The organism is Afipia massiliensis (assembly GCF_001006325.2).
Classification (GTDB): domain Bacteria; phylum Pseudomonadota; class Alphaproteobacteria; order Rhizobiales; family Xanthobacteraceae; genus Afipia; species Afipia massiliensis_A.
This window is the reverse complement of the sequence record NZ_LBIA02000001.1, coordinates 2653291-2673895: the sequence shown is the minus strand read 5'-3', so window position 1 is coordinate 2673895 and position 20605 is coordinate 2653291. Positions and strand designations below refer to the sequence as shown.

General features: G+C 63.6%; 14 protein-coding genes. 4 read left to right on the top strand and 10 right to left on the bottom strand.

Going from position 1 to position 20605, the window contains the following annotated elements:
• Positions 1–6 precede the first annotated feature (6 nt).
• Positions 7–2283, bottom strand: coding sequence for a hypothetical protein (locus YH63_RS12755; RefSeq protein WP_046827274.1), 2277 nt, complete (start codon positions 2281–2283; stop codon positions 7–9).
• A gap of 292 nt (positions 2284–2575) precedes the next feature.
• Here YH63_RS12755 and YH63_RS12750 point away from each other — a divergent pair, with 292 nt between their 5' ends.
• Together YH63_RS12750 and YH63_RS12745 are read left to right on the top strand one after the other, a co-directional pair.
• Positions 2576–4177 (top strand): phytoene desaturase family protein, encoded by a 1602-nt coding sequence (locus tag YH63_RS12750; protein ID WP_046827275.1) that lies wholly within the window; start codon positions 2576–2578, stop codon positions 4175–4177.
• 172 nt (positions 4178–4349) lie between these two features.
• On the top strand, positions 4350–5285 hold the full coding sequence (locus YH63_RS12745; RefSeq protein ID WP_046827276.1) for a 50S ribosomal protein L11 methyltransferase: 936 nt from the start codon (positions 4350–4352) through the stop codon (positions 5283–5285).
• A gap of 156 nt (positions 5286–5441) precedes the next feature.
• Here the strand turns inward: YH63_RS12745 and YH63_RS12740 are convergent, their stop codons facing one another.
• The gene (locus tag YH63_RS12740; protein ID WP_046827277.1) at positions 5442–5627 is read right to left on the bottom strand and encodes a hypothetical protein; all 186 of its coding nucleotides are present in this window, start codon (positions 5625–5627) and stop codon (positions 5442–5444) included.
• A 319-nt stretch (positions 5628–5946) separates the two neighbouring features.
• Between YH63_RS12740 and YH63_RS12735 the strand changes: the two genes are divergently transcribed.
• Entirely contained in the window at positions 5947–7782 is a 1836-nt protein-coding gene (locus tag YH63_RS12735) for an aminopeptidase P family protein (protein ID WP_046827278.1), read from the top strand.
• Positions 7783–7825: 43 nt separating this feature from the next.
• Positions 7826–9106 (top strand): multidrug effflux MFS transporter, encoded by a 1281-nt coding sequence (locus YH63_RS12730; RefSeq protein WP_046827279.1) that lies wholly within the window; start codon positions 7826–7828, stop codon positions 9104–9106.
• A gap of 16 nt (positions 9107–9122) precedes the next feature.
• Here YH63_RS12730 and ligA read toward each other — a convergent pair whose 3' ends face one another.
• From ligA to YH63_RS12690, 8 genes are all read right to left on the bottom strand, one after another.
• Positions 9123–11285, bottom strand: a complete 2163-nt coding sequence (gene ligA, locus YH63_RS12725; RefSeq protein ID WP_046827280.1) for an NAD-dependent DNA ligase LigA — start codon at positions 11283–11285, stop codon at positions 9123–9125.
• A gap of 10 nt (positions 11286–11295) precedes the next feature.
• The gene (gene recN / locus YH63_RS12720) at positions 11296–12969 is read right to left on the bottom strand and encodes a DNA repair protein RecN (RefSeq protein WP_046827281.1); all 1674 of its coding nucleotides are present in this window, start codon (positions 12967–12969) and stop codon (positions 11296–11298) included.
• A 27-nt stretch (positions 12970–12996) separates the two neighbouring features.
• Positions 12997–13890: an outer membrane protein assembly factor BamD gene (locus YH63_RS12715; RefSeq protein WP_046827282.1), complete on the bottom strand. Its 894-nt coding sequence runs from the start codon at positions 13888–13890 to the stop codon at positions 12997–12999.
• Positions 13891–14153: 263 nt separating this feature from the next.
• Positions 14154–15110, bottom strand: a complete 957-nt coding sequence (gene lpxC, locus YH63_RS12710) for a UDP-3-O-acyl-N-acetylglucosamine deacetylase (RefSeq protein ID WP_137325191.1) — start codon at positions 15108–15110, stop codon at positions 14154–14156.
• 360 nt (positions 15111–15470) lie between these two features.
• Positions 15471–17231, bottom strand: a complete 1761-nt coding sequence (gene ftsZ / locus YH63_RS12705; RefSeq protein WP_046827284.1) for a cell division protein FtsZ — start codon at positions 17229–17231, stop codon at positions 15471–15473.
• Between the two features lie 87 nt (positions 17232–17318).
• The gene (gene ftsA, locus YH63_RS12700; protein WP_046827285.1) at positions 17319–18641 is read right to left on the bottom strand and encodes a cell division protein FtsA; all 1323 of its coding nucleotides are present in this window, start codon (positions 18639–18641) and stop codon (positions 17319–17321) included.
• Positions 18638–19618 carry a cell division protein FtsQ/DivIB gene (locus YH63_RS12695; protein WP_046827286.1) on the bottom strand — a complete coding sequence of 327 codons (981 nt, stop codon included), beginning with the start codon at positions 19616–19618 and terminating at the stop codon, positions 18638–18640. The genes ftsA and YH63_RS12695 overlap by 4 nt, the downstream gene beginning before the upstream one ends.
• Complete coding sequence (locus YH63_RS12690; RefSeq protein WP_046827287.1) at positions 19585–20511, bottom strand: D-alanine--D-alanine ligase; 927 nt, start codon at positions 20509–20511, stop codon at positions 19585–19587. Before YH63_RS12690 ends, YH63_RS12695 begins: the two co-directional genes overlap by 34 nt.
• Positions 20512–20605 lie beyond the last annotated feature (94 nt).

Sequence of the window (20605 nt, the reverse complement as noted above, 5' to 3'; positions counted from 1 at the left end):
CGGCGATTACTCGTCAGGCTTGCTGAGTCGTCGCCAGACCGCGCCAAGCACGTTGGAATAATCGTCGGTCCAGACCCGCTGGCCTTCCGTGGCTTCCGTCAGCAGCCACTTCTCGTCCGACGCGATCTTGCCGACGTCGGCCTCCTCTCGCGCGGAGATCACGACATTCGTCGTGAAGATGTAATCGACGTCGCGGCCGGAATCCTCGTTGAAGACCCAGCTCATCAGGTCGTTCTCTTCGGCGATGCCGACGACGACACTCGCCAGTTCGAGATGACGGTTGGACACATGCATCACCACCGCGCCCTGGGGCGCGAGCTTGGCCTTGTAGATCGCCATCGCCTCTTCCGTCGCAAGGTGAATCGGAATCGCGTCCGATGAATAGGCATCGACGATGATGAGGTCGTAAGCGCCGTCCTGCTCCTTGGCGAAGGTGAGCCGCGCGTCGCCGATCACCGGCTTCATGTTGGGATCGCACGCGCTGACATAAGTGAAATACTTGGGATCACGCGCCGTATCGACCATGGTCTGGTCGATCTCGAAATATTTCCAGCCCTCTCCCTCCATCGCATGGCAGGCGAGCGTGCCGGTGCCAAGACCTATCACCGCGACGCGGATCGGACCGCCCTTGCGTTCCCGGATCGCAGCGATCGCACGGCCCATGCCGCCGTCCTTGTGGTAGTAGCTGATCGGCTCCGGCCTCCCCTTGACCGGCGTCCCGTCGTCTTCCTGGAATTTTTCCGCACCATGGATCGTCGTGCCGTGCATCAGGACGTGATACTGGCCGTTCGACGTCACAACGATCTTGTGGACGCCGAAGAAGCTGCGCACCGTTTCGACGCGGCCGTCATCCGCGGGATAGACACGGATCAAAATCAATCCAAGCACCACCAGTGCAGCCACGCTCCAGCGGTCGATCCTCCACAGCACCGCCAGCAGCATCATGACCGAGGCGAGACCCGCGACAACCCAGACCCGGTTGGTTGCAAGGAACTCGGTGACAGTTCCTGCCCGGTAAGCAAACCCGATAAGGATGAGCGCGGCGACAACGGCGACCAGCCATAGTATCAGCCCGCCGCGAACGGTGGACGTTCCGGCCGGGCGGCACAGCGCGGCCAGCGCCAGCAGGATCGGATACTCCGCGATCCATGAGAACGCATAGGGCGCGACCAAGCCCGCGAACAATCCGCCGACCATGCCACCGAAAGACAGCGCCACATAGAAACCGGTGAGATAGTTCGCTGCCGGACGCGTGCGTGCCAGTTCGCCGTGGCAAGCCATGGCGATGACAAAGAAACAAAGCAGGTGCCCACCCAGCGTCAGCAGCAAATTCTGTTCCCCGCCAACGGCGAGCAAAACCATCACGCCTGCGATGGCGAGCGGTTGCAGCTTCAGCATGAACCAATGCGGCAACAGCGGCCGCGACTGGAACACCAGCACCCATGTCAGCAGATACAGCGACAGCGGCAGCACCCACAGCAGCGGCGCCGCCGCGACGTCGGTCGAGATGTGCGCCGTCACCGCGATCAGCAGACCGGACGGCACCGCGGCAAGGAATATCCAGCGCAGCCGCGTCGTCCATGTCGGTGCCGGCGCATCGCCCTCGCTGGCACTCATGGCCTCAACGGTCATCGGCGGTGAGCGCAACAGCAACACGCCGCACGCCGCGATCAGAATGATCAGCAGCGCATAGCCGCCGGTCCAGATCAGGTTCTGGGTCCGCAGCGAGAACATCGGCTCCAGCAGCACGGGATAGGACAGCAGTGCGAGGAAGCTTCCGATGTTTGACGAGGCATAAAGAAAATACGGATCGGGACCGTCGGGATGTCCGGTGCGGACGAACCATGCCTGCAGCATCGGATTGTTGGCGGCGAGCGCGAAGAACGGCAGCCCGATCGAAACCGCGAACAGGCCAAGCAACCAGAACGCGTAGCCACTCGCCGGCGGTTCGCCCCACCCTCCTGCAATCGACAGCGGCAATGTGAACAGCGCGACCGTCAGCAGCACCAAATGGATGACCACGGGAGCAACGCGGCTCTTCAACGTCATCAGATAATGTGCGTAGGCGTAGCCGCCGAGCAGCAGCGACTGGAAGAACACCATTGCCACCGACCACACCGCAGGCGAGCCGCCGAGCCGCGGCAGCACCATCTTCGTGAACAGCGGCTGTACCGAGAACAGCAGCAGGGCGCTGGTGAAGATCGCGGCGGTGTAAACCACCAGAACGAGCGCATTCCTCGCGCCGGTGGACTGGCTCGCGGTGTCGGACGTCACTGAAGTCATGGAAGCTCCGGGATAATTCCGGCAAATCACCGGACGCTCGTGAAGTGGAGCATAGCCGCCAACGACGGGCAATAACATGCGCGTGACAGAAATCACTCGCGCGTGACGCTAGTGTCCCGAATCCGAAGTTCGCCTCATTTTTCAGCGCGCTCCACAGCGAACTTCGGATTCGAAAGGACACTAGTCAATTATGATTCTAGTGTGGGTTTGGTTCGCAAGTCCGCAAATGGACGTGCTGGGAAAATGTTGCGGACTTGCGAACCTCCACGCTACCCGCGATTATGACTGGGCCATGTCTGATTACGATGCACTCATTATTGGCGCGGGCCACAACGGCCTGACCTGCGCGGCCTATCTCGCGATGAATGGCCTGCGCGTGAAGGTGGTTGACCGCCGCAAGGTGGTCGGTGGCGCGGCGGTGACCGAGGAATTTCACCCCGGGTTTCGCAACTCGGTTGCCGCCTATACGGTGAGCCTGCTCAACCCGAAGGTCATCGCGGATCTCGGCCTGCACCACCACGGCCTGCGGATCGTGGAACGCCGTGCGCAGAACTTCCTGCCCGCACCGGATGGCCGCTACCTGCTGACCGGTGATGGCCGGACGCATCAGTCGATCGCAAAATTCAGCGAACGCGACGCGCTGCGGATCGACGATTTCAACCGCGAACTTGAAACCATCGCCGATGTGCTGCGCAAGTTCGTGCTGCGTGCGCCGCCGGATCTGGTTGAAGGATTCGGCTTTCACGCCATGCGTGAGGCGTTCAACGCGCTGACGAGCGCCAATATCCTGCGCGGGCTGACGCTGGAAAACCAGCGCACCCTGCTCGACCTGTTCACGCGGTCCGCGGGCGACATGCTTGACGACGTCTTTGAAAGCGATCTGGTCAAGGCGCTGTTCGGGTTCGATGCCGTCGTCGGCAATTACGCCAGCCCGTACGCGGCAGGCTCGGCCTACGTCATGCTGCATCACGCCTTCGGCGAAGTGAACGGCCGGAAGGGGCTGTGGGGCCACGCCATCGGCGGCATGGGTGCGATCACGCAGGCGATGGCGGCATCGGCCCGTGGCCATGGAGCAGAGATCGAGACGGACGCCGGTGTGCGCGAAGTCATTGTCGAGAGTGACCGCGCCGTCGGAGTGGTCCTCGACAATGGCAAGACGGTCCGCGCGCGCTATGTCGCCTCCAGCGTCAATCCGAAGCTGCTGTACACCCGGCTGATCCCGGCGGACGCGCTGCCGAAACCCTTCCTCGACCGCATCACGAACTGGCGCAACGGGTCCGGCACATTCCGGATGAACGTCGCGCTGGGCGCGTTGCCGTCATTCAAAGCGCTGCCCGGCGCAGGCGATCATCTCACTGCCGGGATCATCCTTGCGCCGAGCCTCGGCTACATGGACCGCGCCTGGCTCGATGCCCGCCAGCAGGGCTGGAGCCGCGAACCGGTGATCGAAGTCTTGATCCCCTCCACCCTTGATGACTCGCTGGCGCCGTCGGGCAAGCATGTCGCCAGTCTGTTCTGCCAGCACGTCGCGCCGCAGCTGCCGGACGGCCGATCCTGGGACGATCACCGCGACGAAGTCGCCGACCTGATGATCGCGACCGTGGATCGCTATGCGCCCGGATTTGCCCGCAGCGTCATCGAACGGCAGGCGCTGTCGCCGCTCGATCTCGAACGCGACTTCGGCCTGCTCGGCGGCGATATCTTCCATGGCGCGCTGTCGCTCAACCAACTGTTTTCCGCGCGCCCGATGCTGGGCCATGCGGGGTATCGCGGGCCGCTCAAGGGGCTCTACCACTGCGGGTCCGGCGCGCATCCCGGCGGCGGCGTGACCGGTGCCCCGGGGCACAATGCGGCGCAGGTGATCCTCAAGGACCACCGGGGAATCTTCACCTGAACCGAAAGCAAAACCGCCGCGAACGGCTGTTGAGAAACTGTGGATAACCCTGTGAATAAGCTGTGAATTTCCGGCCCGTTAAAGTTTCAGTAAGATGTGGAAAACCCCGGTTAACAAACTGTGAAGAACTGGCCGCTACCCGGTCAGTAACCTGTGGACAGGCTGTGGGGAAATGGGCGATGCAGTCAGCGATTTCAGCCATTTGGACCGCCCCGTGAATTCATTGTCCCCCTCGCCCGCGACCCAGGCCACCTTCGCCATCGGCGACGAGCGTACGGCCAGTCGCGTTGTGGATATCATCACCGAGAGCTACCCCAGCCACGACCTGGCGATTGCCGCCTTCGAGGCGGCCGGCGGCCGCTGGGACGTCACCATGCATTTCGCCGAGGCCCCGGACGAGGACGTGATCCGTGCGCTGGTGACCGACACGGCAGGGGAAGCGGCAGCGAAGTCCATCGTCTTCAGCAAGGTCGAAACAAAGGACTGGGTGAAGGCGAGCCTCGCGGATCTGGTCCCGGTCAGCGCCGGACGTTTCGTCGTCCACGGCAGCCACGACCGCGACCGGGTGCCGGTCAATAAACTTGGAATCGAAATCGAGGCCGCGCTGGCATTCGGCACCGGCCACCACGGCACCACGCGGGGCTGCCTGTTGCTGCTCGATCAGGTGCTGCACCAGCGCACGCCCAAACGCATCCTCGACCTCGGCTCAGGGACCGGCGTCCTCGCTATCGCCGCCGCCAAGGCGCTGCGGCGGCGCGTGCTGGCGAGCGACATCGATCCGCGCTCGGTGATCGTGGCGCGCGAGAACGCCCATCTCAACGGCGTCGGAAATCTGGTCCAGGCTGTCCATGCGACCGGGTTTCAGTCGCCGCATTTTGCCGCCAACGGCCCGTTCGGCCTGGTGCTGGCGAACATCCTCGCCAATCCTCTGCGGCAGCTAGCGCCCGCGCTGGCGGCGCACCTGGCTCCGCAGGGTTTTGTCATCTTGTCGGGATTGCTGCCACATCAGGCGAGCAGCGTGGTTGCCGCCTATAGCGGCGCGGGGCTGAAGCTGCTCAAGCGAATCCAGATCGAGAACTGGAGCAGCCTCTTGATGCAACGGCGCTGATCTCTTGAATTGAGGAGCAGAAACAACACACTGTCATGGCCGGGCTCGTCCCGGCCATCCACGTCTTTTGATCCAACGTCGCCTCGCCAAGACGTGGATGCCCGCGACAAGCGCTGGCATGACGAAATTGGATTAAGCAATTTGCTGCCGGGTCATCTATTCCCGTTTCATCCGATGGGGTGTGATGTCGGACCTCGCACGCCGCGCTTCCCGCTGCAGCCGGCTTTCCGTCAGACGGTCGATCATCTGGACGATGACGCCGCGCGGCTCCTTGATCGTCACCGCCGGGATATTGCCCTGATGCGCCGGCGGCGAAATCTTCTCAAACATAAAAGCTGGCATGCCCTATCCCCTCGTCGTTGAGTTGAAAAACACACCCCTCCGCGTTTCCGCGAGGTCCATTCCGTTCAAGCATCGTTGCTCTCAAATGGTTCCTCAGAATTGCCTTCCAGAGCGCGATCAGCAAAATTGGCACCCGGTTTTGCGTCCGATCGCGCTCCCTTTTAGAGTGGCGCATGACCTGATCGCCAAACCGCTCACACTTTGGCGGGTCATGCGCAGGCAGTGATTACAAAGCACGGATCGTGCCATTCCGAATTGGCGCGGCCCCATTCCGGCCCCGCCGATTGCCGCCACACCCCCCGCCTCTTAAGGTTGACCGATGTTCGAAGCCCAGTTCCAGACATTCGAAGAGCCTGAAGGCGGCGTGGCGCTGACTGCGCGGCTGTCGGCCTTCCGTGAGGAATTGCTGCGCCGGCAGCTCACGGGCTTCGTGATTCCCCGGGCGGACAGCCAGCAAAATGAATACGTGCCGCCTAGCGACGAGCGGTTGGCGTGGCTGACCGGATTTACTGGTTCCGCAGGATTGGCGGTCGTTCTGACCGGGAAAGCGGCCGTGTTCGTGGACGGACGGTACACCCTGCAGGCCGCCAAGCAGGTCGATACGACCGCCTGGAGCGTCGAATCCCTGATCGAACCACCCCCTGAGCGCTGGCTGACGACGCATCTCGCGCCGGGCGACCGCCTCGGATTTGATCCCTGGCTGCACACTTCGGCGGCAGCGGAGCGCCTCGCCAGGGCCTGCGAAAAGGCCGGCGCGGAACTGGTCGCCGTCGACGGCAATCCTGTCGACGCGATCTGGACGGATCGCCCGACCCCGCCGCTCGGAGCGGTGAAAGTTCATCCGGCGCAATTCGCCGGCGAAAGCGAAGCCGACAAGCTCGCGCGGATCCGCAAGGAAATCTCCAGGCTCGCCGTCGATGCGCTGGTGCTGTCGGATTCCCACGCGGTGGCATGGACCTTCAACATTCGCGGCGCGGATGTCGCGCACACACCGCTGCCGTTATCCTATGCGCTGGTCCCGAAAGAAGGCCGCGCCACGATTTTCATCGATCACCGCAAACTCTCGAACAGCGCGCGCGATCATCTCGAAAAGAACGCGAGCGTCGAAGAGCCGGAGGCCCTGATGCCACGGCTTGCCGAACTGGCGCAGACCAAGGCGGCCATCGGCCTCGACACCGCGACCGCCGGCGATGCGCTAAGCCGCATGATCGCCGCTGAAGGCGGCAAGCCGGTGCGCGTGTCGGACCCGGTCGCGATGCTCAAGGCGGTCAAAAACCCCGCCGAGATCGCCGGCACCCGCGCGGCGCACAAGCGCGACGGCGCGGCGCTGGCAAAATTTCTGGCGTGGATCGATCAGGAAGCACCGTCCGGCAAGCTCACCGAGATCGACGCTGTCGAGGCGCTGGAAACCTTTCGCCGCGAGACCGGCGCGCTGAAGGACGTATCCTTCCCCACCATTTCCGGCACCGGCCCGAACGGCGCCATCGTGCACTATCGCGTGACGCGAAAATCCAACCGCCGTATCGCACCGGGCGACCTTCTGCTGATCGATTCCGGCGCGCAATACGAAGACGGCACCACCGACGTCACCCGCACCATCGCTATCGGCGAACCGACGGACGAAATGCGCGACCGTTTCACCCGCGTGCTGCGCGGACACATCGCCATCGCCCGCGCGGTGTTTCCCGATGGCGTCAGCGGCGCGCAGATCGACGCCTTCGCGCGGCAATTCCTCTGGCATGCCGGCATCGACTTCGACCACGGCACCGGTCACGGCGTCGGCAGCTATCTGTCGGTCCACGAAGGGCCGGCGCGGATTTCAAAGCTCGGAACCACGCCGCTCAAGCGCGGCATGATCCTGTCCAACGAGCCCGGCTACTACAAGGCCAACGCCTTCGGCATCCGCATCGAAAATCTCGAACTGGTGGTCGAAGCGAAGATCGACGGTGCGGAAAAGCCGATGAACGCGTTTGAGACCCTGACGCTCGCGCCGATCGACCGACGGCTGATCAACGCCGACCGGATCAGCAAGCAGGAACTGCGCTGGCTCAACGCCTATCACGCGCGGGTGCGCGACGAGATTCGCCCACTGGTGGATGAAGCCACGAAAGTCTGGCTCGACGCCGCAACGGAGCCCATGACTCACACGAGATGACACCAAGGGCTGACGCTGACGATAGAAAAAGAGTCCGGATAACGTGACCGAAGAAAAAATAGAGATCGCAGCCGCAAAAGTTGCGACGCCCGCATCGTGGAAAATCCTGCTGCTGCTGGTGGCGATGAACGGTATCGCGCCGATTTCGCTGTACATCCTGGTGCCGGCGCTTCCGATCCTAGCGACGACATTTCTAAGCGATGTCTCGGCCGTACAGCTCAATGTCTCGCTGTTCATGGTGGGACTGGCGATGTCGCAGCTGGTGACCGGCCCTCTGTCCGATCGCTTCGGACGGCGTCCGGTGCTGCTTGCGGGACTGGGACTGATGGTGGCGGCGACCATCGTCTGCATTTTCGCGCAGACACTGCCGCAACTGATCGCCGGGCGCTTCCTGCAGGCCGTCGGCGGCGCCACGGGCATGGTGATGAGCCGCGCGGTGATCCGCGACCTCTACCCGCGCGAGCGCGTCGGCGGTATGATCAGCCTCGTGATCGGCGTAATGATGATTGCGCAATTGATCAGCCCCCTGATCGGCGGACTTCTGGAAACCAGTTTCGGCTGGCGCTCGATCTTCTATGCCATGGCGGGAGCATCAATCTTCGTCACGGTGATCATCGCGTTCGGGCTTCCGGAAACCCGCCGCCTTGCCGCGGACGGCGATAGCGCCGGCTTCATCAAGGACGCACGCGCCCTGCTCTCGAGCAGGGCGTATATCGGATACGCGCTGTGCCAGGTGCTTGCGTCGTCGATCATCTTCACGTTCGCGGGCGGCGGCCCCTATCTCGTGGTCAGCCAGATGGGCCGGACCACCGCGGAATATGGCGCGTGGTTCGCGGTCACCGGATTTGCGTTCCTGATCGGAAATCTGAGCAGCGCTCGCGCATCTCAGCGTTACGCGCTCGACCAGTTGATCTGGTTCGGCCTCGCCATCCAGATCGGCGGCGCATTGCTGAACGTGCTCTGGGCTGCGATGGGATTCGATCAAACGCCGGTCTGGCTGTTCGGAACGCAGATGCTGGTGATGTTCGCCAACGCGTTCGTGATGTCCCATTCGGCAGCAGGTGCCATCAGTGTAAGACCGCTGGCGGCAGGTACCGCATCCGGGCTGATGGGCTTTGTGCAGATGGGTTTCGGTTCGCTGTGCTCGCAGTTCGGCGCGTATCTGGGCGGCAACTTCCGGAGCACACTCCCGCTCACGATCTGCATCGTTGCGCTGTCGCTCGCCTGCGCGGCGACGATGATCTTTCTGATCCCCCGGCAGCGCAAGGTCCTGACTGCCGACGTGAAGCGCAAGGCCGACGAAGAAGATTCAGGGTTACTTTGAAGGCGCCGCGCGGCGATTACGCTCCGCTGACCAACGCCAGCCATTCGTCTTCGGTGAGCACCTTGACGCCGAGCTTGTTCGCCTCGGCAAGCTTCGAGCCCGCACCCGGCCCCGCCACCACGTAATCGGTTTTCTTCGACACCGATCCCGACGCCTTTGCGCCGAGACGTTCGGCAGTCGCCTTGGCCTCGTCGCGGGTGAATTTTTCCAGCGAGCCGGTGAAGACCACGATCTTGCCGGCGATCGGCGAGTCTGTCTTGGCCTTTTCCGCGGGCTGAACCTCGATCTCGCCGAGCAGATCGTCCACCGCCTTGACGCTGTGCGGCTCGGCGAAGAACTCGACAAGCGCGTTGGCGACAACCGCGCCGACACCTTCGATCCCATTGAGATCCTGATAGGCCTCGGACTGCGGCCCCTCACCCGCCGCGATCATCGCCGCGCGGAAGGCTTCCACCGTCCCGTAGTGCCGCGCCAGCAGCTTGGCGTTGCCCTCGCCAACATGGCGGATGCCGAGACCAAAAATGAACCGATGCAGCGCGATGGAGCGCCGCGCATCAATGGCCGCGAACAGATTCCGCACAGAGTTCGCACCGAAGCCTTCACGGTCGGCGAGCTTCTTCTGCGCCCGCGCATCGCGCTTCTGCAAGGTGAAGATGTCGGCGGGCGACATGATCAAACCGTCGGTGAAGAATTCCTCGATCTGCTTGTCGCCAAGCCCGTCGATATCGAACGCGTTGCGCGCGACGAAATGCTTCAGCCGTTCCTTCGCTTGCGCCGGACAGGCCAGCGAATTGGTGCAGCGGCGCACCGAATCCGGCCGGCCGGTCTTTGGATCTTCCTCGCGCACCGCATGGCTGCCGCAGGCCGGGCACACGGTCGGAAATTTGTAAGGTTTTGTATCTTTCGGCCGCTTGTCGAGCACCACGCTGACGATCTGCGGGATCACGTCGCCCGCGCGCTGGATTACCACCGTGTCGCCGATGCGAATATCCACACCGTCTCGGATTGGCTGGCCATCGTTGCCGATGCCCTTGATGTAATCCTCGTTGTGCAGCGTCGCGTTCTGCACCACGACGCCGCCCACGGTGACGGGCGCAAGCTTCGCCACCGGCGTCAGCGCCCCGGTGCGGCCGACCTGGATCTCGATATCGTTGAGAACCGTGGTGGCCTGCTCGGCGGCGAACTTGTGCGCGATGGCCCAGCGCGGCGTGCGGGTGATGAAGCCAAGCCGTTCCTGCCAGTCGAGCCGATCCACCTTGTAGACCACGCCGTCAATGTCATAACCAAGTGACGCCCGCTTGGTTTCGATCTTGCGGTAGAACTTCAGAAGCCCTTCGACATCCTTGCACAGCGTCACCAGCGGATTGGTGACGAAACCGGCGTTGCCGATCCACTCGATCATCTCGTGCTGGGTCTTCGCCGGCATCGCGCTCATCTCGCCCCAGGCATAGGCGTAGAACTTCAGCGGCCGCGACGCGGTGATCGACGCATCCTTCTGGCGCAGCGAGCCGGCCGCAGAATTGCGCGGATTGGCGAACACGGTGTCTTCGGCTTCCGCCTGCCGCTTGTTGAGCGCAAGGAAATCCTTTTTCAGCATGTAGACTTCGCCGCGGATTTCGCAAACGGCTGGAATGTTGCGGCCCTTCAGCTTGTGCGGAATGTCCGACATGGTCCGCACGTTCGCGGTCACGTCCTCGCCGGTGAAACCGTCGCCGCGCGTCGCGCCGCGCACCAGCTCGCCGTCTTCATAACGCAGCGACAGCGAAAGTCCGTCGATCTTCGGTTCGGCAACAATGGCCGGAATGTCATCGTCTGCGAGTTTCAGGAAACGCCGCACGCGATCGACAAAATCAGTAACGTCTTCGTCGCTGAACGCGTTGCCGAGCGACAGCATCGGAACGCTGTGCGGCACCTTGGCGAAGCGGCCCGAGGGCGCAACGCCCACTTTCTGCGACGGCGAGTCCCGCGTGACGAGGCCCGGAAACCGCGCCTCGATGGCATCGCTGCGCTTTCGCAGTTCGTCATAGGCCGCGTCCGAAATACTCGGCGCATCGTTCTGGTAATAGCGTTCGTTATGACGCTCGATCTCAAGCGCAAGACGCACCAGTTCAACCTTGGCCTGCGTCTCGGTCAGCTTGTCGACGGCAACGGGGGCTTTTTTTGCTTTTACGGCTGCCATGAGAGCGAACTCACGCCGTTGCAGCTTTGAGCAGCCGTTCGGCCGCAGCGCGGGCCTCTGCGGTGATTTCCGCGCCAGCCAGCATCCGCGCGATTTCCTCGCGGCGGTGATCCTTCGCCAGCGTCGCCACCCGTGTGGCCACGCGCTTGCCCTTGTCGAGTGCGTCCTTGGAAATCAGCAGATGCTGATCCGCGCGCGCCGCCACCTGCGGCGCATGGGTGACAGCCATGACCTGAACCTTCTCGGCGAGTCGCGCCAGCCGCGCACCGATGGCATCGGCCACCGCACCACCCACGCCGGTATCGATTTCGTCGAACACCAGCGTCGGCGCCGAGCCGCGATCCGACAGCACGACCTTCAGCGCCAGTAGAAAGCGCGAGAGTTCACCGCCCGAGGCGACTTTCATCAGCGGACCGGGCTTGGTGCCGGGATTGGTCTGCACCCAGAACTCAACGCGGTCGAAGCCTTGCGGTCCCGGCGACGCGGGATCGGATTCAATTTGCGTCGAGAACTTCGCGCGGTCCAGCTTGAGCGGACCAAGCTCGGCGTTGACCGCCTTGTTGAGCTTCTCGGCCGACTTGTTGCGCGCAGCGGAAAGCTTCTGCGCGGCAGTGTCGTAAGCCTTGTCGGCAGCGGCGGCCGCCTTTTCCAGAACCTTCAGCTGGTCCGCACCCGCGTCGATCAATGCGACGTCCGAAGCATAGCGCTGCGCCAGCGCAGCAAGTCCATCGACCGGCGTCGAGTATTTCCGGGCAGCACCGCGCAGCGCAAACAGCCGCTCCTCGATACGCTCGAGTTCCAGCGGATCGAAGTCAGCGGCAATCAGCGCCGCATTGAGATGCTGGTCGGCCTCTTCCAGCGCGTTGATCGCAGCGTCCATCGCCTTCACCGCCGGCTCGATCAGCGAGGGCGCGGTGCCGGCTCGGCGTTCCAGCCGGCGCACGGCGGCGGCGAGCGACGACACCGGTGACTGCGGGCCACCGACCGCGGCCTGCGCCTCGCGCAGGTCCTCCGCGACCTTCTCGCCCTGCATCATCACGGTGCGGCGTTCTGCCAGCGAGGTTTCCTCGCCTTCCTGCGGATTGAGCTTCTTCAATTCTTCGGAGGCGTGGCGCAGATAGTCCGCCTCGCGCGCGGCACGCTCCATGTCGGCGCGATGCTCGTCGAGCGCTGCACGCGCAGTGCGCCGCGCATCCCACAACGTTTCGACAGCGCTGACGTCCTTTTCAAGCGCTGCGAACGCATCGAGCAACCGACGATGCGTGGCGGTGTCCACCAGCGCGCGCTCGTCGTGCTGGCCGTGGATTTCCACCAGCGTCGTGCCGACCGCTTTCAGGGTCTGCACGCTGATCGCCTGATCGTTGAGGAATGCGCGGGTTCGGCCGTCAGCGAACTGCACCCGGCGCAGGATCATCTCGCCGGTATCGTCCAGACCGTTCTCGCGCAGGATGGCGCTGGCCGGATGTTTCTTCGGCACATCGAACACGGCCGTGACCTGCCCCTGTTCCGCACCATGGCGAACCAGACTTGCGTCGCCGCGTCCGCCGAGAGCGAGCGCGAACGCGTCCAGCAGGATGGATTTGCCCGCACCGGTTTCGCCGGTAAGGACAGCAAGACCTTTGAGGAAATCGATATCGAGCCGCTCGATCAGGACGATGTCGCGGATCGAAAGCCGGGCCAGCATGCGGGGTTAGTCCTGAGGCGTTCGAAGTTAGCCGAGGCCGACCTTCTTGAACGCCCGGGTCATCCAGGAATCCTTGTTGGCGGTCGGCTCGAGTCCGCCGGACTTTACAAGACTGTAGGCGTCTTTGTACCAGCGGCTGTCAGGAAAGTTGTGGCCAAGCACAGCGGCGGCGGTCTGGGCCTCGCCGACGATGCCGATCGCCATATAGGCCTCGGTGAGACGGGCCAGCGCCTCTTCGACGTGCCGCGTGGTCTGGTACTGCGTGACCACCACCTTGAAGCGGTTGATGGCGGCCGTGTAGTCCTTCTTGTCCATGTACCAGCGGCCGACGGTCATCTCCTTGCCGGCGAGCTGGTCGCGGGCGGCCTCAATCTTCCGCTTGGCGCTGGTGGCGTACTCCGAGGTCGGATACTTGCGGATCACTTCCTCAAGCGCGGCAATGGACTTTTCGGTGCGGCCCTGGTCGCGCGACACGTCGGGAATCTGGTCGAAATTCGAGGCCGCGATCAGATACTGCGCATAGGCGGCGTCCGGGCTGCCGGGATGTAATGCGACGTAGCGGTTGGCGGAGGAAATGCACTCGTCGTAATCGCCATTCTCGTAAGCCGCATAGGCCGACATCAGCAGCGATTTGCGCGCCCATTCGGAATATGGATGCTGGCGATCCACTTCCTCGAACTTCTTCATCGCCGACTTGCGGTCGCCCTTCTTGTTCATCAGGTACAAGCCCTCGTTGTAGAGCTTGTCCGCCGGTTCATCGACGAAGGTTTCTTCCTTGGCGAAATACTTGTCCCAGATCGCGCCGGTGCCGCAACCGCTGAGCGGCACAGCCAGGACGATCAGCCCGAACGCAAGGCGCGCCTGACGGCCGATACGGCTCATGAGGGACGGGTCGGAAGTGTTGCGCAGTTCGAGCGTCATACGTTTAAGCCGACCTGAGTGTGAAATCCCGACGCGGGTTTGGGTTGCTGACACGTCTGATGCCGCTATTCGGCACGAACAATCCCCAAGCAATCCCCAAGGCTCGTCCAGCGCGCCTATGTAACTGAAAAACGGACCTTAACCAACCGGATAGGCGGACAATTCGCCGGGATTAAGGCGGGTGGCCGCGGTCCAACAATGCCTTGGTTAAGCGACGAATTGGTTAAACCGGAAGTTCCGGAAAGCTCGCGAGCGGCGGGTGCTCAGGACACGTCCGGCGCGAAGGCCACGGCGACCATGCCGCCTGCGACATCGGCGTGGCCGCGTGCGCGGCGGCCTACGACCGGGCGTTCGAGCACTGGCTCGGTGGCTTCCACCACCCGCCAGGCATGGCGGTCGGCCATCAGGGCGGTGAGCACGGCATGGTTGAGCTTGTGGCCGCCCCGCACCGAGCGATAGAGGCCGATCAGCGGCAGACCGGCCAGCGCCAGATCGCCCACCACGTCGAGCACCTTGTGACGGACACACTCGTCGGCGTAGCGCAGGCCTTCGGTGTTCAGGACGCGGATTTCGTCGAACACCACGGAGTTCTCGAGCGATGCACCGAGTGCGTAACCGGCGCTCCAGAGCTTGGTGACATCGCCCATGCAGCCGAAGGTGCGGGCGCGGGAGATGTCGCGGCGGAAGCTGTCGGCGTCGAGGTCGAAGGCGTAGGCCTGACGGCCGATCGGCGAATTGGCGAAATCGATTTCGAGTTCGGCGCGGAAACCACCGGCATACGGGCGAAGTTCGCCAAACGATTCGCCGAGTTCGACCTGCACCGGCTTCAGAACTTCAATGAAACGGCGGGCGGCGTTCTGCTGCACGATACCGGCGCGGTCGATCGCATCCACGAAGGGAGCGGCGCTGCCGTCCATGATCGGCACTTCGGGTCCATCGACTTCGATGGTGGCGTTATCGACGCCCATGCCGCGCAGCGCGGCCAGAACGTGTTCAGCGGTGGAAACGAACGCGCCCTGATGGTCGCCCAGGACGGTTGCAAAATCGGTGGCGATGACGGAGGCTGCGATGGCGGCAACTTCACGATCGGCGCGGGTAAAAACGAAACCTGAATTGATATCGGCTGGTCCGATCGTGACGCTGACCGGAGTTCCGGAATGAACGCCGATGCCCGTCACGGTGACTTGCGACCGGAGCGTTGTCTGTCGACTCGATTTCATTCCCGATTGCCCAAAGTTTTAGTCATCCAAGTCGCTGTAACCAAACTGGTTTCGCCTGTTGAACCGGCGCTGCGACCAAGGATCATCCCCAACGTGCGAGAACCTTAACCCCTGCACACGGGAGCGCTACTCACGGTTGTTTACAGATTGTTACCCCAAACTCGCCGCATTCACGCCGCCGGTCCGGCCCATTTAGTCGGCGGCCGACACCTTCCAGGCGGTCTAAGGCCTACCGCAACTCGCAGATTTTACCAGTAAAAACAAACATTTAGTTTGCGCTCTCCGTCAGGACGCTGGTTGTCAGCAAAATGCCCCGGCTTTGGGCCGGGGCATTGGATCATTCAGGGATTGTAACAAAGATCAGGTGGCCTGACGTCGCAAAAAGGCGGGGATATCCAGATGATCCTCTCCACCGTTCTGGGGCGCGACCGGGGCCGGACGGCCGTGCGAATCAAGGCCCTGAGGCGCCGGACGGCGAGCGTATTCAGATACCGGGCCACCAGCACCACCGAACTCGGCGGGAACGGGACGCTGCGGCTTGCGCTCAGGCAGCGGCGGCATCGTCGGCATCGCCGGACCGGAGGCGCGGGCTGCGATCGGCGGCTCGCTTTCCTCGTCGCGGCGGCCGAGGCCGACATTGGCCAGACGCTGCAACAGCGAGGCGCGCTTCTGCGGCGGATGCTCCTCGGCGGTTTCGCCGCGAGCCTGCCGGATCTGATTCTGGGCAGGCACCGGCAATTCCTCGAACTGCGGCATGCGCGGCGCACGAAGCGGCATGCGTTCGGCAGGCTGCGGAATGAAGGATGCCGGCGGAGCGGCTTCCTGCAGGTTCATCGGCTCCTCGTGATCCGGGAACAGCGACGGCTTCGGCGGGATCGGACGCACGCTAACGTCGCCATAGGCGGCGGGCTGCATCGGAGCCGGGGCCGACGGCGACACGGCTTCGGCGATCGCCGCAAGCGCGGCACGATCGATCTGGTCGGCGGTGGCGCGCACAGGCGCCGGCGCGGCAGTGGTCGCAGCCTGCTTCTGCTGCTGTGCCCGCTCCGCCATGCGCTGGTTGTCGGCGCGCAGACGTGCGGTCAGTTCCGCGAGGCGGCTTTCCGGCGCACCGCCGCTGGTGACTTGCGGAGGAGTCGTCGCGCGGCTGGCGGCCACGGTGTCGATGCCGGTGGCGACCACCGACACGCGGATAACGCCATCGAGGCTCTCGTCGAACGTCGCGCCAACGATGATGTTGGCGTCGTTGTCGACCTCTTCACGAATCCGGGTGGCGGCTTCGTCAACTTCGAACAACGTGAGGTCCTTGCCGCCGGTGATCGAGATCAGCAGGCCCCGCGCACCGCGCATCGACGAATCGTCGATCAGCGGGTTGGCGATCGCAGCTTCCGCCGCGGTCAGCGCACGCTTCTCGCCGGTGGCCTCACCGGTACCCATCATCGCCTTGCCCATTTCGCGCATCACGGCGCGGACGTCGGCGAAGTCGAGGTTGATGAGACCTTCCTTGACCATCAGGTCGGTGATGCAGGCAACGCCCGAGTAGAGCACCTGGTCGGCCATCGCGAAGGCGTCTGCGAACGTGGTCTTCTCGTTGGCGACGCGGAACAGGTTCTGGTTCGGGATGATCAGCAGCGTATCGACCACCTTCTGAAGCTCGGCAATGCCGGCCTCTGCGGTGCGCATGCGGCGCTGGCCTTCGAAGTGGAACGGCTTGGTGACGACGCCGACGGTGAGGATGCCCATCTCGCGCGCGGTCGCGGCGATCACGGGGCCTGCGCCTGTGCCGGTGCCGCCGCCCATGCCCGCGGTGACGAACACCATGTTCGCGCCGGAGAGATGGTCCTTGATCTCGTCGATCACTTCCTGAGCGGCCGCGGCGCCCACGTCCGGCTGCGAACCGGCGCCGAGACCCTGGGTGACCTGGGTGCCCATCTGCACGATGCGTTCGGCCTTCGACATGGTCAGGGCCTGCGCGTCGGTGTTGGCGACGACGAAGTCGACGCCCTGCAAACCGGCGGTGATCATGTTGTTGACGGCATTACCGCCCGCGCCGCCCACACCGAACACGGTGATGCGGGGCCTCAGCTCGCGAACATCAGGGGGGGTGAGATTGATGGTCATGGTTGCCTCTCGATTATGCGCGCGCGTGGGGGCTTAGGCTGCACGCCAAAGCGGTTGATGGAATGGTCCGATCCGGTGTTGAGATCATCAGAAGCCCTCTCGAAGCCATCTGCCGACCTTTCCGAAATAGCCGTTGGTCCCTGTCATGACCTGCCGCGTGTGCCGCGGTTCGACGTGTTCTAGGTGTGCAAATTGCGGATAGACCAGAAGGCCTGTCGGCACCGCGAAGGATGCGCTCTTGGCCTCGTTGGGCAGCCGGGCGAAACCGAGCGGACGCCCGATGCGCACCTCGCGGCTCAGAATGCGGCTGGCAAGTTCGGGAATGCCGGTGAGCTGCGACGCGCCGCCGGTCAATACAACTCGCGCCCGCGGCTCTGCCGCAAAGGGGGAATCCGCGAGCCGGTCCCTGACCATTTCAAAAATCTCCTCGACCCGCGGCTTCACGATGTTGGCGATCGTGGCGCGGGAAACAATCTGCGGCTCGTCCCGGTCGTGATCTCCGGCCATTGGCACACTCATGACTTCGCGCGCGTCAGAACCGCCGGTCAGCACGGTGCCATATAACGTCTTGATTCGCTCGGCATCCGCAATGCACGCGCCTAAACCGCGCGCCAAATCCATCGTGACGTGTTGTCCGCCAACCGCAAAACCGCTGGCGTGAACACACTGCCCCGCCGAATAGGTCGCGATCGTCGTGGTGCCCGCGCCCATCTCGACCACAGCCGCGCCGAGATCGGCTTCGTCGTCGGTCAGAACCGATAATCCGGACGCATAAGGCCCGGCAGCCATCGCTTCGACGTTGAGATGGCAGCGCTCGACCACCAGCATCAGGTTCTTCGCCGCCGTTGCGTCGGTGGTGATGACGTTCATGTCGATTCCGAAATGGCGTGCGACCATTCCGCTCGGGTCACGGACACCTTTCACGCCGTCCAACGAGTAGCTGGCGGGCAGGACATGGAGCACGGTGCGTCCGCGCGGCGTTGCATGATGCATGCCGGCGCTGATGACGCGGCTCATGTCGGCGGGTGTCACCCCTCCGCCGCGCAATTCCGAGGAAGCCTCGACCATATCGCCCTGCAGGCGGCCGGCCGATACCGACAGCAAGACCGATTCGACGCGGACCTTGGCCATCCGCTCCGCCAGCGCCACCGCCTGGCGCACGGCCTGCTCGCATTCATTGAGATCGACCACCGCGCCGGCCTTGACCCCGCGCGACTGGATATGGCTCAGCCCGATCAATTCAACGGCATGGGTCCGGCCGCGCAGCGCATCGCTCGGCGGGCACGGCTTCAGCCGCGCGATGAGACAGGCGATCTTGCTGGTGCCAATGTCGAGCGCGGCGACGAGCGCCGTCTTGTTCGGCGGCATCTGCCGGGTTTTCGGGGTCTGGACGCGATCGAGACTGGTCATGCGTTTCCAGCCTTCTTCGGTTTCTTGTCCTTGAGCAGGTCGTTGCGCGCCTTTGCCGCATCCTCCGACAGGCGCACGGTCAACCGATCCGGCAGCCGCATGTCGATGGCGGTGATGTCGCGCGAGAACAGACCGGTCTCCTTGTCCATCTTCGACAGGGTCGCCAGCGCCTTCTCGACCTCGAATTCCGGCAGCCGTACGTCGATGCCGTCCGCCAGACGCAAATTCCAGCGGCGCTCGCCGACGAACACGATGGCCTTCACCTGGGAACGGACCTGCGGGTATTGCCCCAGCAGGCTCAGGAAATCCCTGGCGCGGGTTTCAGCGCCCTTGCCCACCACCAGCGGCAGCGACACGAAGCGCCGCGCGACATATGGCTCAAGCACGGTGCCGTCCGCCGAGATCACGGACACGCGGCCGTTTTCCTGCCACAGCGCGAACGGCAAACGTTCGGTGATGTCGATCTGCAGCCGGCCCGGATAAAGCTTCTGCACGGTGGCATCGGAGATCCACGGATCGGCCTTCAGCTTGTCACGCGCGGAGGCAGCGTCGAGAAACAGCAGCGACGAGCGGCCGTTGACGCCGCCGACCGCGAGAATTTCATCCTGCGTCAACTGCTTGCGGCCGGTGATCGCGACGCTGGTGATCCGGAAACCGATCGCATTGGCCGCGGCGTTGCGGGTATCGCTCAGCGCACCGAGAACGTCGTCGGTATGTCCGCCCTTTGTCACGCCCATTACGAGCGCACCGATCAGCACCACCGCGGTCGCAGCGAGCCCGAAGCCGCGCGGACGCCGGCGTTCCAGCACGGCGATCCAGTGCGGCTCTTCATAGCGGGAAATGGAGGTGTTGGTGCGGCGTGCGGAGGCCTGCCCGCGGGCGCGCGGGCGCTGGGTCGCGGAAGCGACCCTTGTCTGAGGATTAGACTGGGACCTCGTCCGGCTTAACGACCGAGAGAGGCGTCCTCCACCATCCATTGCACCAACTCGTCAAATGTTACGCCTGCATGCGCAGCAAGCTCTGGAACAAGTGACGTCTCGGTCATGCCGGGTTGGGTGTTCACCTCGAGGCAGGACAATCCCCCAATACCCTCGATGCGGTCGTCGTAACGGAAATCCGCACGGCTTACGCCCCGGCAGCCAAGCGCCACATGCGCCGCCAGCGTTAACCTTCGGACTTCCTGGTAAACAAAAGGTAAAATAGGTGCAGGCAGGATGTGTTTTGATGCGCCCGGAGAGTACTTTGCCTCATAATCGTAGAATTTGATTAAAGGTACGATCTCAATCACCCCGGTCGGCTCGCCGTTGATGACCGCGCAGGTCAGTTCCTTCCCGGCGACGTATTTTTCGACCAGAAGCTGGTCGCCGTGGGGCCAGTCCTCGCGGAAAAGCTCCTGCGGCGGATGGGCATGGGCCTCGGTGACAATGAAAACCCCGACACTGGAGCCGTCCGCCACCGGTTTGATGACATAAGGCGGCGCCATGACATGCCCCTTCGCCACTTCGGCGCGGGTCAGCGTCAGCCCTTCCGGCACCGGCACCCCCGCCGTCGCCATCACCGTCTTCGCAAGATCCTTCTGCATCGCCAGCGACGACGCCAGCACGCCCGAATGCGAATAGGGAATCCCGAGCGTTTCGAGCACACCCTGAATGGTGCCGTCTTCGCCGGGCCGGCCGTGCAGCATCACCAGCGCGGCATCGGGCTTCAGCGTATCGAGCACAGTCGCGATGTCGCGTTTCACGTCGATGCGCGTGACCTTGTAGCCCTTGCGCTCCAGGGCATCGGCGCAGGCCTTGCCCGAACGCAGCGAGACTTCGCGTTCGGACGACCATCCGCCCATCAGCACCGCGACGTGTTTGAATCGAGTCATGACTTCTCCCAATGGGCCCTACCTACGCTGATTTGGGCAGATGACCAAGCCGCGGCAATTCAGGTACTGTCGCCGCGACGCCGAATCCGGCATC

Excerpts from the sequence above, each read along its gene's own strand:
- YH63_RS12755 (WP_046827274.1), bottom strand. The coding sequence starts at position 2,283 with ATGACTTCAGTGACGTCCGACACCGCGAGCCAGTCCACCGGCGCGAGG.
- YH63_RS12750 (WP_046827275.1), top strand. The coding sequence starts at position 2,576 with ATGTCTGATTACGATGCACTCATTATTGGCGCGGGCCACAACGGCCTG.
- YH63_RS12745 (WP_046827276.1), top strand. The coding sequence starts at position 4,350 with ATGGGCGATGCAGTCAGCGATTTCAGCCATTTGGACCGCCCCGTGAAT.
- YH63_RS12740 (WP_046827277.1), bottom strand. The coding sequence starts at position 5,627 with ATGCCAGCTTTTATGTTTGAGAAGATTTCGCCGCCGGCGCATCAGGGC.
- YH63_RS12735 (WP_046827278.1), top strand. The coding sequence starts at position 5,947 with ATGTTCGAAGCCCAGTTCCAGACATTCGAAGAGCCTGAAGGCGGCGTG.
- ligA (WP_046827280.1), bottom strand. The coding sequence starts at position 11,285 with ATGGCAGCCGTAAAAGCAAAAAAAGCCCCCGTTGCCGTCGACAAGCTG.
- recN (WP_046827281.1), bottom strand. The coding sequence starts at position 12,969 with ATGCTGGCCCGGCTTTCGATCCGCGACATCGTCCTGATCGAGCGGCTC.
- YH63_RS12715 (WP_046827282.1), bottom strand. The coding sequence starts at position 13,890 with ATGACGCTCGAACTGCGCAACACTTCCGACCCGTCCCTCATGAGCCGT.
- lpxC (WP_137325191.1), bottom strand. The coding sequence starts at position 15,110 with ATGAAATCGAGTCGACAGACAACGCTCCGGTCGCAAGTCACCGTGACG.
- ftsZ (WP_046827284.1), bottom strand. The coding sequence starts at position 17,231 with ATGACCATCAATCTCACCCCCCCTGATGTTCGCGAGCTGAGGCCCCGC.
- ftsA (WP_046827285.1), bottom strand. The coding sequence starts at position 18,641 with ATGACCAGTCTCGATCGCGTCCAGACCCCGAAAACCCGGCAGATGCCG.
- YH63_RS12695 (WP_046827286.1), bottom strand. The coding sequence starts at position 19,618 with ATGGATGGTGGAGGACGCCTCTCTCGGTCGTTAAGCCGGACGAGGTCC.
- YH63_RS12690 (WP_046827287.1), bottom strand. The coding sequence starts at position 20,511 with ATGACTCGATTCAAACACGTCGCGGTGCTGATGGGCGGATGGTCGTCC.